At 68.7% G+C, this 12,972-nt stretch carries 11 protein-coding genes; 10 read left to right on the forward strand and 1 reads right to left on the reverse strand.

Annotation, left to right across the window (positions count from 1 at the left end):
• The first annotated feature begins 72 nt into the window (after positions 1-72).
• From ACZ5V4_RS04395 to ACZ5V4_RS04435, 9 genes are all read left to right on the forward strand, one after another.
• Positions 73-1,017 carry an ACP S-malonyltransferase gene (locus ACZ5V4_RS04395; protein ID WP_464316954.1) on the forward strand — a complete coding sequence of 315 codons (945 nt, stop codon included), beginning with the start codon at positions 73-75 and terminating at the stop codon, positions 1,015-1,017.
• 83 nt (positions 1,018-1,100) lie between these two features.
• Positions 1,101-2,756 (forward strand): arginine--tRNA ligase, encoded by a 1,656-nt coding sequence (gene argS / locus ACZ5V4_RS04400; protein WP_464316955.1) that lies wholly within the window; start codon positions 1,101-1,103, stop codon positions 2,754-2,756.
• 76 nt (positions 2,757-2,832) lie between these two features.
• On the forward strand, positions 2,833-3,669 hold the full coding sequence (locus tag ACZ5V4_RS04405) for an SPOR domain-containing protein (RefSeq protein ID WP_464316956.1): 837 nt from the start codon (positions 2,833-2,835) through the stop codon (positions 3,667-3,669).
• Positions 3,670-3,716: 47 nt separating this feature from the next.
• Entirely contained in the window at positions 3,717-4,271 is a 555-nt protein-coding gene (locus ACZ5V4_RS04410) for a pyruvoyl-dependent arginine decarboxylase (protein WP_464316957.1), read from the forward strand.
• Positions 4,272-4,398: 127 nt separating this feature from the next.
• Complete coding sequence (locus ACZ5V4_RS04415) at positions 4,399-5,502, forward strand: MBL fold metallo-hydrolase (RefSeq protein ID WP_464316958.1); 1,104 nt, start codon at positions 4,399-4,401, stop codon at positions 5,500-5,502.
• A gap of 52 nt (positions 5,503-5,554) precedes the next feature.
• A complete protein-coding gene (gene nth / locus ACZ5V4_RS04420; RefSeq protein ID WP_464316959.1) occupies positions 5,555-6,193 on the forward strand; it encodes an endonuclease III in 639 nt (212 codons plus the stop codon).
• Complete coding sequence (gene tgt / locus ACZ5V4_RS04425) at positions 6,190-7,326, forward strand: tRNA guanosine(34) transglycosylase Tgt (RefSeq protein ID WP_464316960.1); 1,137 nt, start codon at positions 6,190-6,192, stop codon at positions 7,324-7,326. Before nth ends, tgt begins: the two co-directional genes overlap by 4 nt.
• Positions 7,323-7,970, forward strand: a complete 648-nt coding sequence (locus tag ACZ5V4_RS04430; protein WP_464316961.1) for a YdcF family protein — start codon at positions 7,323-7,325, stop codon at positions 7,968-7,970. Before tgt ends, ACZ5V4_RS04430 begins: the two co-directional genes overlap by 4 nt.
• Positions 7,971-7,986: 16 nt before the next feature.
• Complete coding sequence (locus tag ACZ5V4_RS04435; protein WP_464316962.1) at positions 7,987-8,688, forward strand: SDR family NAD(P)-dependent oxidoreductase; 702 nt, start codon at positions 7,987-7,989, stop codon at positions 8,686-8,688.
• 65 nt (positions 8,689-8,753) lie between these two features.
• Here the strand turns inward: ACZ5V4_RS04435 and ACZ5V4_RS04440 are convergent, their stop codons facing one another.
• Positions 8,754-10,778 (reverse strand): diguanylate cyclase domain-containing protein, encoded by a 2,025-nt coding sequence (locus ACZ5V4_RS04440; RefSeq protein ID WP_464316963.1) that lies wholly within the window; start codon positions 10,776-10,778, stop codon positions 8,754-8,756.
• Positions 10,779-10,905: 127 nt separating this feature from the next.
• Between ACZ5V4_RS04440 and ACZ5V4_RS04445 the strand changes: the two genes are divergently transcribed.
• Positions 10,906-12,951: a thioredoxin domain-containing protein gene (locus ACZ5V4_RS04445; protein WP_464316964.1), complete on the forward strand. Its 2,046-nt coding sequence runs from the start codon at positions 10,906-10,908 to the stop codon at positions 12,949-12,951.
• Positions 12,952-12,972 lie beyond the last annotated feature (21 nt).

Here is a 12,972-nt window from a genome sequence, read left to right on the forward strand (position 1 = left end):
ATTGACGCCCGTCAAAGGATGCTCTACCAAGCCACCACACGACCCATCCCACCCCCCAAGGAGTCTTTTCACGTGACCGACACCGCACGCAACGTGGCCATCCTCTTCCCCGGACAGGGGTCTCAGGAGAAAGGCATGGGCCGCGACCTGGCCGAAGCCCGACCCGAAGCCATGGACCTCTGGAAGCAGGCGGAGAAGATCTCCGGCCTGGCCCTGCGCGAAATATACTGGGAGGGCGACGAGGCCGCCATGGCCGACACGCGAAACCTCCAGCCCGCCATGACCGTGACCACTCTGAACCTGTGGCGCGCGCTGGCCGGGAAGCTCGAGCCCATGGGCGCGGCCGGGCACAGCCTGGGCGAATACGCCGCCCTCGCCGCCGCCGGTGCCCTGCCCGAAGCCCAGGTGCTGGAGCTCGTCGCCCTGCGCGGCAAGCTCATGGCCGAGGCCGCCGGGGAAGGCGGGGCCATGGCCGCGGTGCTCAAGGTCTCCCTGCCCGACGTGGAGGCCCTCGTGGCCAAGGCCGCCGAGGCTACCGGCGGCACGCTCCTCGTGGCCAACTACAACACCCCGGGCCAGTACGTGATCTCCGGGCGCAAGGACGCCGTGGACCAGGCCGCCGGGCTGTGCAAGGAAGCCAAGGGCCGGGCCATCCCCCTGGCCGTGAGCGGGGCCTTCCACTCGCCGCTCATGGCCGAGGCCGCCGCCGAGATCGAGAAGTACCTGCTCAAGGCCGACTGGCGCGCCCCGAAGATGCCCGTTTTCGCCAACGTCACGGGCGCGGGCGAGTCCGACCCGGAGAAGCTCAAGAAGCTCCTGGTGCGCCAGATGACCTCCTCGGTGCGCTGGATCGACACCATGGCCTCCCTGTACGAGGCCGGGGCCAGGACCTTCGTGGAGCTCGGCCCCAAGGGCGTCCTGACCAAGATGGTCAAGCCCAACCTCGAGGGCAGGGACGGCGTGAACGCCATGGGCGTGGCCACGGCCCAGGCCGCCCAGGAGTTCGTCCTGCCGTAGGCAGGGCGCGTGACCGACGTTTCCGGCCGCCGGCTCCGACCCGGCGGCCGCTTTTTCAGACACCGCAGGCAAGACGAGACACCATGCGCGCGCTGACACAGCTCAGGAGCCTCCTTGGCTCCATCCTGGAGAAGAAGGGGGCCGCCTGGCCCGAAAAGGCCACCATCGAGCCCCCCAAGGACAAGAAATTCGGGGACATGGCCTGCAACGTGGCCATGCTCGCGGCCGGGAAGCTCGGCATGAAGCCGCGCGACCTGGCCGAGGAGCTCAGGCGCGAGCTTCTGGCCGCGGACCCCGGGCTCGCGGCCGTGGAAGTGGCCGGGCCCGGCTTTTTGAACGTCACCTTCGCTCCCGCCTTCTGGCAGAAGACCGTGGAGGAGGTGCTGGAGACCCGCCAGTGCTACGGCAAGTTCAACCTGGGGCGCGGCCGCAAGGTCCAGGTGGAGTTCGTCTCCGCCAACCCCACTGGCCCGCTGCACATCGGGCACGGGCGCGGCGCGGCCGTGGGCGACTCCGTGGCCCGCATCCTGCGCGCCATGGATTACGAGGTCTCCACAGAATACTACATCAACGACGCCGGGCGGCAGATGCGCCTGCTCGGGCTCTCCATCCACACGCGCGTGCTGGAGCTTCTCGAAAAGCCCGTCGAGTACCCGGAGGACTGGTACAAGGGCGAGTACATCATCGACCTGGCCCGGGAGCTGATCACCCTGAAGGGCAAGGCCCTGGCCGAGATGGACCCCGAGGCCGCCCAGGACATCTGCTACGAGTACGGCATGAAGTCCATCCTGGACGGCATCCGCAAGGACCTCTCGGATTTCCGGGTGGAGCACCAGGTGTGGTTCTCGGAGAAGTCCCTGGTGGCCGAGGGCGCGGTGGAGAAGACCATCGCGGACCTCAAGGCCAGGGAGCTGGCCTACGACAAGGACGGGGCCGAGTGGATGGCCACCTCGCGCTTCGGCGACGACAAGGACCGCGTGCTGCGCAAGTCCACCGGGGAGCTGACCTACTTCGCCTCGGACATCGCCTACCACGCCAACAAGTACGGGCGCGGGTTCGGCACCGTGGTGGACATCTGGGGCGCCGACCATCACGGCTACGTGCCGCGCATGAAGGCCGCGGTGCAGGCCTTGGGGCGCGACCCCGAGGATTTGAAGGTCATCCTGGTGCAGCTGGTGAACCTCATGCGCGGCGGCGAGCAGATCGCCATGTCCACCCGGGCCGGGCAGTTCGAGACCCTGGCCGACGTGTGCGCCGAGGTGGGCGTGGACGCGGCGCGCTTCATGTTCCTCTCGCGCAAGTCTGACAGCCACCTGGATTTCGACCTGGAGCTGGTCAAGAGCCAGTCCATGGACAACCCGGTCTACTACGTGCAGTACGCCCACGCGCGCATCTGCTCGCTGTTCGCCAAGGCCGCCGAGCGCGGCGTGGCCATGCCGGAGCCCTCCGCCGCCCTGCTCGCGCGCCTGGAAGCCCCGGAGGAACTTGACCTGATGCGCCTCATGGAGCAGTATCCCGACACCCTGGCCAGTGCCGCCCAGACCATGAGCCCCCACGTGGTGAGCTTCTACCTGCGCGAGCTGGCCGGCCTGCTGCACCGCTACTACACGGTCCATCCCGTGCTCGCCGCCCAGGACGAGGAACTCATGCGCGCGCGCATGCTCCTCCTGGCGTCGGTGGCCGAGGTCGTGCGCAACGGCCTGGAGCTCCTGGGGGTGGACGCGCCCGAGAAAATGTAACCCCGGCGAGGCCGGGCCGCCCTTCTCCCCGGGGAAAAGGACGCCGGCCCGCGCCAGCGCCAGACGGAGATAACAAATGAAGGTGATAGACCGCTTCAACGTATCAAAGCCGCCGGAGGGCCCCAGGAAATTCACCTTCGAATTTTCCGGCCCGGGCCTCATCTCCGTGGTGGTTGTCGCGGTCCTGGGCATCGTCTGGATCTTCATCCTGGGCGTGCTGGTGGGCCGGGGCCACAAGCCCGAGGAGGCCGTGCCCCAAGTGGCCCAGATCATGCCCTCGCCCCCGGCCGCGGAGCAGCCCCAGAGCAAGGAGCCGCCCACGGTGCTCAAGCCCGAGCAGCTGGAATTCCAGGACACCCTCCAAGGCCGCAAGCCCCCGGAGACCGTCACCGTGGATTCCGCGCCCAAGGCCCCCGACGACAAGCACCAGGCCGGCCTGACCGGCGGCGGTGGCCCCGCCGGAGGGACAACGGTCGCCCAGGGCGCACCCTCGGCCCAGGGCGCGCCCGCCAGCACCCTGGAGAAGACCCCGGCAGCCGTGCCCAAGGGCAAGGTGGCCACCTCCCCGGCCCAGCCGGACAAGAAGGCCGCCAAGGTCGAGCCCGCGCCCGAGAAGGCCCCGGCCAAGGACCAAAAGAAAGATCAGAAGCAAGAGCAGGCCAAGGACGCCAAGGCGAAGAAATACAGCGCCACCTATCAGGTCGCGGCCTTCGACAACAAGGCCCAGGCCCAGTCCGAGGCGGACAAGTACAGCCGCAAGGGCGCCTCGGTTTCCGTCAAGGAAGTCCAGGTCAATGGCAAAACGGTGTACCGTGTGATGACCCAGGTGAAGGGCACTGACGCCGAAATCAAGCAAGCCCTTGAAAAAGCAGGGGCAAAAAACCCTATACTTCGCGATAAAAAATCCTTATGACACGTTTCCCCCGCGAGGCGGGGAGGCTCTCCCACGGAGGACATCGAATGTTCGGACAAACGTTCGTCCCGACCAAGGCCTTCTTCACCAGAGGTCTCGGCCGTCACAAGAATAAGCTGCAGTCTTTCGAGCTGGCCCTGCGCGACGCGGGCATCGAGAAGCTGAACCTGGTGTACGTCTCCAGCATCTACCCGCCCAACTGCACGCTTCTCACCGTGGAAGAGGGAGTGGCTCTTCTCAATCCCGGCCAGATCACCTTCTGCGTCATGGCCCGCAACGCCACGGACGAGAAGGGCCGCCTGGTGGGCTCCGCTGTGGGCATGGCCTTCCCGGCCAGCAAGGACAACTACGGGTACATCTCCGAGCACACCGCGTTCGGCAAGGACGAGAAGGAGATCGGGGACTTCGCCGAGGACCTGGCCTCCACCATGCTGGCCACCACCCTGGGCATCGACTTCGACCCCGAGACCGCCTACGACGAGCGCCGCGAGATCTACATGATGTCCGGCAAGATCATCGAGTCCAAGTCCCTCCCGAGCGTCACCCAGGGCGTCTCGGGCATGTGGACCACCACCATCTCCGCCGTGGTCTTCCTGCCGTAGGGCAGCCCCGGCTGAAAGCGAACGAAAAAACCCCGCCCCAGCGGGGTTTTTTCGTTGCCGCTTGCCTGGGGGTACGGGAAGGATTACCTCCCGGGAACCTTTCTTCAGGCAAAGGCGGAAGTACCCCATGAACGAACCTTCCACGCGCCCCGGTGAAAAAATCGCCCGGCGCGGACTCAGGCGGCGACGTTTCCTCAAACTCCTCCCGGCGTTGGCGGCCGTAAGCCTGCCCACGGGATGCGCGCCCCTGCACAAGGGCCCCATGACCGACCACTTCGACGGCTCGCGCTTCTTCAACCCGGGCCACCTCGGGCACAAGGGCCTGGGCGACCTGATCAAATGGCGCCTGGGAGGCAAGGACTCCACGCCCTGGCCCGAGCACGTGCCCAACACGCGCTTCGACCCGCCGCCCGCGCGCGTGGAAGGCGGGGCGCTCCGCGTGACCAACGTGGGCCACTCCACCGTGCTCGTGCAGACCGGCGGGGTGAACATCCTCACGGACCCGGTCTGGTCGGACAGGGCAGGCCCCTTCGGCATGTTCGGCCCCAGGCGCTCGCGCGGGCCCGGGCTGCCCATGGAGATCCTCCCGGAGATCGACCTGGTGCTCGTGAGCCACAACCACTACGACCACCTGGACCTGGCCACCCTGGCCGCCCTCGCGAGGCTTCCCCAGGCCAAGGGCGCGCGGGTGCTCACGCCGCTCGGCAACGAGGCGCTCATCCGCGAGGCGGGCCCCAGGCTCGCCGTGAGCGAGATGGACTGGGGCGAGCGCTTCAAGGGGCCGCGCGGGGTGGCCGTGCACGCACTCCCGGCCCTGCACTGGTCCGCCAGGGGCCTCTCGGACAGGCGCAAGGCCCTGTGGGCCTCCTTCGTCATCGAGGCTCCTGGGGGCAACGTCTACTTCTGCGGCGACTCGGCCTACGGCCAGGGGGAGGTCTTCAGGCAGGCGCGGCAGCGCTTCGGGGAATTCCGCCTGGCGCTTTTGCCCATCGGGGCCTACGAGCCGCGCTGGTTCATGTCCAGCGCGCACATGAACCCCGAGGAGGCGGTGAAGGCCATGAAGGACCTGAACGCCAAGCGGGCCATGGCCACGCACCACGGCGTGTTCAAGCTCTCCGACGAGGGCATCTCGAAGCCCGTGGAGGACCTGGCCCTGGCGCTCGAAACGCACGGCGTGCCCGGGGAGCGCTTCCGCGCCGTGGAGGTGGGCGAAGCCTGGGACCTGGCCTGAGCGGCCCCGGCGAGATTGCCCACGGGCCTGGTTTTCGGTATCGCTTGGCCCCATGACAGCAACCGAACGCGCCCCCATCGTTTTCGAGCGCCTGCGCGCGCGCTACCCCGAAACCGTCCCGGCCCTGGACCACCACAACGCCTGGGAACTCCTGGTGGCCACGGTGCTGGCCGCCCAGTGCACCGACGCCCGGGTGAACATGGTCACCCCCGTGCTCTTCGGCCGCTGGCGGGGCCCGGCCGAACTGGCCACGGCCACCCAGGAGGAACTCGAGGAGGTCGTGCGCTCCACGGGCTTCTTCCGCAACAAGGCCAAGAACCTGATCGCGGCCGCCAGGCGCGTCATGGAGGTCTACGGCGGGGAAGTGCCGCGCACCCTCGACGAGCTCGTCACCCTGCCAGGCGTGGCCCGCAAGACCGCCAACATCGTGCTCTCCAACTCCTTCGGCGTCCACGAGGGCATCGCCGTGGACACCCACGTGACCAGGCTGGCCTACCGCCTGGGCTTCACGGACTCGGAGGACCCTGTCAGGATCGAGCGCGACCTGATGCCGCTTTTTCCCCGCGAGCAGTGGGGCGAGATCAACCATCTGCTGGTGTACTTCGGCCGCGAGGTCTGCCCGGCGCGCAAGCCCAAGTGCCCGGTGTGCGAGCTTGAAGACGTCTGCCCCAAGCGCGGGGTGGCCAAATGAGCGCCCCCTCCCCCGGAACCTTCGCCGTGCTGGCCACGGACGGCGCGGCGCGCCTGGGCGAACTGCACACGGCCCACGGCCTGGTGCGCACCCCGGCCTTCATGCCCGTGGGCACCGTGGGCACGGTCAAGGCCATGTGCCCGCGCGACCTCAAGGAAGCCCAGGCCCAGATCATCCTGGGCAACACCTACCACCTGTACCTTCGCCCCGGCGACGAGCTGGTGGCCAGGATGGGCGGGCTGCACCGCTTCATGGGCTGGGACAGGCCGATCCTGACCGACTCCGGCGGCTTCCAGGTGTTCTCGCTCTCGGCCTTGCGCAAGCTCACGCCCGAGGGCGTGCAGTTCAGCTCGCACATCGACGGCTCCAAGCACCTCTTCACCCCGGAGAAGGTCCTGGACATCCAGCGCAACCTGGGCTCGGACATCATGATGGTCCTGGACGAGTGCGTGCCCTTCGGGGCCGACCACGCCTACACGGAAAAATCCCTGGACCTGACCCACGCCTGGGCCCTGCGCTCGCGCGAGGACCACGCGCCCGGGCGCAACGGGCAGCTGCTCTTCGGCATCGTGCAGGGCGGGTTCTTCAAGGACCTGCGCGAGCGCTCCGCCGAGGCCGTCTGCTCCATGGGCTTCGAGGGCCACGCCATCGGCGGGCTCTCCGTGGGCGAGTCCACGGCCGAAATGTACGACCTCATGGCGCACACCGCGCCGCTTCTGCCCGCGTCCAAGCCGCGCTACCTCATGGGCGTGGGCAAGCCCATGGACATCCTCACCGGCATCGAGAACGGCATCGACATGTTCGACTGCGTGCTGCCCACGCGGAACGCCCGCAACGGCACGCTCTACACGAGCCTCGGACAGGTGAACATCAAGCGCGCGGAGTACAAGCTGGACGAATCGCCGCTGGACCCGCACTGCTCCTGCTACACCTGCCGCACGTTCTCCAAGGCCTACCTGCGCCACCTCTTCGTGGCCCAGGAGCTTCTCAGCTACCGGCTGAACACCATCCACAACGTGCACTTCTTCCTGGAGCTCGCCCGGGGCGCGCGCGAGGCCATCGCCGGGAGCGGCTTCGCGGCCTACAAGGCGCGCTTCGAGGCGGTCTACCCGGGCGCTGTGGAGGCTTCATGAAGAAAGGCGCGAGAGCCCTCCTGCGCGTGGCCGAGCACCTGTTGCTGGCGGCTTCGGTCACGGCCCTGGCGCTTCTGGCCACGGCGTCCTTCTGGCTCCAGGACACGGACTACCCCGTGAAGTGCGACGTGATGGCCGTGCTCGGCGGCAACTTCCACCGGGCGGCCTACGCTGCGGAGCTCTACCAGATGGGCATGGCCAAGGTGGTGCTGGTGGGGAAGCTCGCGCGCTGGCCGGGGGAGAAGGTGCTCGACGACAACGGCATCGCCTTCCCAAAGCGCGAGGACCTCTACAAGGCCATCCTGGTGAAGAAAGGCGTGCCGGAGGAGTCCGTGGAGTTCTTCGGCGAAAGCCTGGACAGCACCCTGCTCGAGGCCGAGGCCCTGGCCAGGCGGCTCAAGGGCCGCAAGGGCTCGCTCATGGTGGTCACCTCGCCCTACCACGCGCTCAGGGCACGCATGATTTTCTCCAAGGTGCTGCCGGGCTGGGACATCCGCGTGGTGGGCGCGCCCGCCGAGCGCCTGCCCTCGGACTGGTGGTCCGGGCGGGACTCGGCCAGGGCGGTACTCATGGAGATCCCCAAGACCGCTTTCTACGTGCTGGGCGGGCGCTACGACCCCGAACCGGCCAAAACCGAAAAATAGGACGGAGTACACTCTCATGGGCAAGACCGCAGTGGTCACCGGAGGCAACAAGGGTATCGGCCTGGAAGTGACCGGGATGCTTTTGGACAAGGGTTTCGACGTGTGCGTGGTGGCCAGGGACTTCTCCGGCTTCCCCCTGGCCGGGCGAAACGGCGTGCGCCAGGTCGCCTTCGACCTCTCCGACGTGGAGGCCATCCCCGCCCTGGTGGCCGGGATCGGCGACGTGGACGTCCTGGTGAACAACGCGGGCGTGATGCTGGCCCTGCCCTACGACGCCTACCCGCGCGAGAAGATGGAGTTCGTCATGCGCGTGAACCTGGAGGCCCCGGTGGCGCTCATGCGCGAGGCGGCGGCCTCCATGGTGAGAAACGGCGGCGGCAGGATCGTGAACAACGCCTCCGTGGCCGCGCACACCGGCCACCCGGACGTGTGGTACGGGGCGTCCAAGGCGGCGCTCGTCAACGCCACCAAGAGCTTCGCCAAGATCCTGGGGGGCAAGGGGGTGGTGGTCAACGCCGTGGCCGCGAGCCCCGTGGAAACGGACATGCTCCAGTCCATCCCCCTGGAGCGCCGCGAGGCCATGCTCAAGGCCGTGCACCTGGGCCGCTTCGCCAGGGCGGACGAGGTGGCTCGGGCCATGGTCTGGCTGGCCACGGACAGCCCCGAATACATAAGCGGCGTCTGCCTGGACGTGAACAACGGGGCCTTCCCGCGCTAGGAGCCTTCAGCAGCCTTTCTCTCCACGCAAGGCGGGCGGGGACTCCCTCGCCCGCCCTCTTCCCCTCACTGGCTGGGCAGCCGCCCGGTGTCGCTCACGGCCAGGGCTCCGGCCAGCCAGAAGCTGTTCTTGCCGCTGCCCTTGGCCCGGTACATGGCCGTGTCCGCGTGGTTCACCAGTTGTTCCGGGGTCACGCCGTCCCTGGGGTAGAGGGCGATGCCGATGCTCGCGCCGATGCGCGCGGTCCTGCCCGCGATGTCGAAGGGCTCGCCGAGCGACTCCAGCATGCGCGCGGCGATGGCCGTGGCCTCCCCCGGCAGCTTCAGGTCCATGAGCACGGACACGAACTCGTCGCCGGCCAGGCGCGAGAGGGTGTCGTTGGAGCGCAGGCACGCGCCCAGGCGCCTGGCGGCCTGGCGCAGGAGCTCGTCGCCGCTGTCGTGGCCCAGGGTGTCGTTGACCTGCTTGAAGTCGTCCAGGTCCAGAAAGAGCACGCCCACCAGCGAGCCGTTGCGCTCGGCCGTGGCGATGGCCTGTTCCAGGCGGTCGAAGAGCAGCAGGCGGTTGGGAAGGCCCGTGAGCGGGTCGTGGAAGGCCAGGTCGCGGATGCGCTCCTCGGCCTTGAGCTTCTCGGTGGCGTCCGTGACGATCAGCAGGTAGCCCTTGGCGTCCCGGCGGCCCTGGATGGAGGAGAAGGCCAGTTCGAAATGCCCTTCCCGGTCGGGCAGCCTGGAGGCAACCTTGAAGCGCCCGGCGTCGCGCAGGGTGTCGCCGCCCGGCCAGTCGCGGGGGGGGGCGTGGCCCCCGGCCAGCACGTCGCGCCAGTGCCTGCCCAGGATGTCCGCCTTGACCGAACGCAGAAGCCCCTCGGCGGCGCGGTTGCAGCGCAGGACCCTGCCGTCCGCGTCCAGCACGAACACGGCCTCCTGCACCGAGGAGAACGTGCGCTCCCAGTCCTGGGCCGCGCCGCGCAGGCTGGCCAGGGTCTGCTTCAGGCGCACGGAGAGCTGGAAGAAGGCCCGGGCGAGCCTGCCGATCTCGTCGTTGGAGCGCATCTTGCGCAGGGCGTCCATGGCGCTGGAGGCGAACGGCCTGGTGAGCGCGCCGTCGGTGCGCTTGAGGTCGTTGGCGATGATGTGCGCGGCTTTCTCCAGGGCCTCCAGGGGCCTGGCGATGCGGCGCATGAGCACGAACCCCAGGGGCAGCACCACCACCAGCGCGCCCACGAAGAACGCGGCCACGGCCACCACGCCGTCCCAGATGGCGTCCGAGACCTCGGTGGCGGGCATCTGGGCGATCACGGTCCAGCCCAGCTCGGGTATCCGGCGCGAGGCCACGAACATGGGCGTTCCGCTGCTGTTCACGGTTTCGCCCACGCCCTCGAAGCCTTCCAGGGCGCTCACGAGAAACTGGTTGCGGGTCAGGTCGATGCTTTTGAGCACCCTGGCGTTGTCCGGGTGGATGATGAAGCGCCCGGCCTTGTCCACGATGTAGACGTAGCCCGTCCTGCCCACGCGGCGCATGCGCTGCTCGCCCAGGGCCGAGGCCGAGAGCAGGTTCACCGAGCCGCAGACCACGTACTCCACGCGCCCGGTGGCGGAGCGCACCGGCGCGGTGAAGGTGATCACCGGGTAGTTCGAGCGCTGCGACACGTAGGCCGCCCCCACCACGCCCCGGCCCGTGGCCAGGGTCTGCTGGAAGTACTCCCGGTGCTCGAAGCTCTGGCCGGTGAGCTCCGGGTGTTCGGGGTAGTCCGCCAGGAAGTGCCCCTGGCCGTCCAGCACGAAGAGCCCGCTGTCGAACCTGGGGAAGAAGGAGAGCTGGCGCTCCAGGTTGGGCCGCACCACGGCCGGGTCCTGCCCGAGGATCCCGGCCGGGAGGTTGCCGGCCACGGCGGCCATGTCGCGCAGGTTCTCCTCGGCGAAGGACCGCACATGCACGGCCAGGGAGGCGGCCTCGGCCTCCAGCGACTGCCGGAAATACGCCTTGAGCGACTTCCGCTGCAAATCGAACAGGAACAGGCTCGTGGCCGCGATGACGGCCAGCACGATGCCCGAGAGCAGGAGGGACGCTTTGATGCTCAGTTTCATGCCCGTGATCCTGACGTCTGCGGATAGCCCAGTCCGGGGGTGCGTCCAATGGGTGAAACACGAAAAATGTGGTTGCCTGAAGTGAATTGTCGTATCCTGGGTGCAAACCCACACGCCGGGAGGCGACATGCAGGGACGACAGAACAGGCTCGCGCGGGAGAAAAGCCCCTACCTGCTCCAGCACGCGGCCAACCCCGTGGACTGGCTGCCCTGGGGCCCCGAGGCCTTCGAAAAGGCGCGCGCGGAAAACAAGCCGCTCTTTCTCTCCATAGGCTACTCCACCTGCCACTGGTGCCACGTCATGGAGCGCGAGTGCTTCGAGGACGAGGAGGCCGCGAAGCTCCTCAACGAGACCGCCGTGCCCGTGAAGATCGACCGCGAGGAGCGCCCCGACCTGGACGCCATCTACATGACCGCTTGCCAGGTGATGACCGGCGCGGGCGGCTGGCCCCTCTCCATCTTCACCGACCAGAACGGGCGGCCCTTTTTCGCGGCCACCTACATCCCCAAGCGCTCCCGCTTCGGCCGCATGGGCCTCATGGACCTTCTGCCGCGCATCCAGGATGTCTGGCTCAACCGGCGCAAGGAGGTGGACCAGGCCGCGGGCAACGTGCACCGAGCCCTTGCCGAGCACCAGCGCTCCGCCCCCTCGGGCGAGGCCCTGGGGCCCGAAACGCTGGCCGAGGCCCGCAGACAGCTCTCCGAGCGCTTCGACCCCGTGCACGGCGGCTTCGCCCAGGCCCCCAAGTTCCCCTCCCCGCACCAGCTGCTCTTCCTCCTGCGCCACTTCAGGCGCACGGGCGAGCGCGCGGCCCTGGACATGGCCACCAAGACCCTCACGGCCATGCGCCTGGGCGGCGTCTTCGACCACGTGGGCCTGGGCTTCCACCGCTACTCCACGGACGAGGCCTGGCTCCTGCCGCACTTCGAGAAGATGCTCTACGACCAGGCCATGCTGGTCATGGCCTACACCGAGGGCTTCCAGGCCGCCGGGGACCCCTTGTTCAAGCGCGCGGCCCTGGAGACGGCCGCCTACGTGCTGCGCGACATGACGAGCCCCGAAGGGGGCTTCTACAGCGCCGAGGACGCGGACAGCGAGGGCGAGGAGGGCAAGTTCTACGTCTGGACCATGGCGGAGCTGAACGCCGCCCTGCCGCCCGAGGACGCAAAACTCTACGCCGGGCTTTACGGGTTCCTCCCCGAAGGAAACTTCGAGGAGGAGTCCACGCGCGAGAAGACCGGGGCGAACATCCCCCACCTGAAGGAGCCCCCGCCCGGGGAGCTGGCCCAGCGCCTGGAGGGCGTCCGCCTGCGCCTGCTCGCCGCCAGGGACAAACGCGTGCGCCCGGGCAAGGACGACAAGGTCCTCACCGACTGGAACGGGCTGATGATCGCGGCCCTGGCCCAGGCCGGGCGGGTCTTCGACCGGCCGGACCTGACCCGGGCCGCCGCGCGCGCGGCGGACTTCCTGTTGGCCAGGCTGCGCACCCACGACGGCAGGCTCCTGCATCGCTACCGCGACGGCGACGCCTCCGTGCACGGCAACCTGGACGATTACGCCTTCCTGGCCTGGGGCCTCATCGAGCTCTACCAGGCGTCCTTCGACGCCTCCTGGCTCCAGGCCGCGCTGGACCTGACGGAGCGCATGCTGGAACTCTTCCTGGACCAGGAGAACGGCGGGTTCTTCTTCACCGCCTCGGACGCCGAAGCGCTCCTGGTGCGGCCCAAGGACTTCTTCGACGCGGCCCTGCCCTCAGGCAACTCGGCGGCCATGCTCACGCTCCTCAAGCTCTCGCGCCTCACGGCCCGCCACGACCTGGCCGAGCACGCCGACAGGCTCGCGAAAAGCCTGGGCCTGTCCGTGAAGCAGGTCCCCTCCGCGTTCACCATGCTCCTGTGCGGATTGGACTTCGCCCTGAGCCCGGGCGCGGACGTGGTCCTCTCCGCCCCGGACGAGGCCGCCCTCGAACCCATGCTGGCCGCCCTGCGCGAGCGCTACCTGCCCGGCGTGCTCGTCATGCGCCGCGCCCCGGACGGCGGGCTCCCCCTGATCGCCCCGCACACCGGGGGCATGTGCCCCGTGGACGGCAAGGCCACGGCCTACGTCTGCCGCGACGGCCGCTGCGAGCCCCCGGTCACGGATGTGGCCGCCCTGCTGGCGCTCCTTGGCTGACCCGGGCCGGGCCGGAACCAG

This window comes from Fundidesulfovibrio sp. YSD1 (genome assembly GCF_055397115.1).

Coding starts and splice junctions, on each gene's coding strand:
- argS (WP_464316955.1), top strand. CDS start 1,101: ATGCGCGCGCTGACACAGCTCAGGAGCCTCCTTGGCTCCATCCTGGAG.
- ACZ5V4_RS04405 (WP_464316956.1), top strand. CDS start 2,833: ATGAAGGTGATAGACCGCTTCAACGTATCAAAGCCGCCGGAGGGCCCC.
- ACZ5V4_RS04410 (WP_464316957.1), top strand. CDS start 3,717: ATGTTCGGACAAACGTTCGTCCCGACCAAGGCCTTCTTCACCAGAGGT.
- ACZ5V4_RS04415 (WP_464316958.1), top strand. CDS start 4,399: ATGAACGAACCTTCCACGCGCCCCGGTGAAAAAATCGCCCGGCGCGGA.
- nth (WP_464316959.1), top strand. CDS start 5,555: ATGACAGCAACCGAACGCGCCCCCATCGTTTTCGAGCGCCTGCGCGCG.
- tgt (WP_464316960.1), top strand. CDS start 6,190: ATGAGCGCCCCCTCCCCCGGAACCTTCGCCGTGCTGGCCACGGACGGC.
- ACZ5V4_RS04430 (WP_464316961.1), top strand. CDS start 7,323: ATGAAGAAAGGCGCGAGAGCCCTCCTGCGCGTGGCCGAGCACCTGTTG.
- ACZ5V4_RS04435 (WP_464316962.1), top strand. CDS start 7,987: ATGGGCAAGACCGCAGTGGTCACCGGAGGCAACAAGGGTATCGGCCTG.
- ACZ5V4_RS04440 (WP_464316963.1), bottom strand. CDS start 10,778: ATGAAACTGAGCATCAAAGCGTCCCTCCTGCTCTCGGGCATCGTGCTG.
- ACZ5V4_RS04445 (WP_464316964.1), top strand. CDS start 10,906: ATGCAGGGACGACAGAACAGGCTCGCGCGGGAGAAAAGCCCCTACCTG.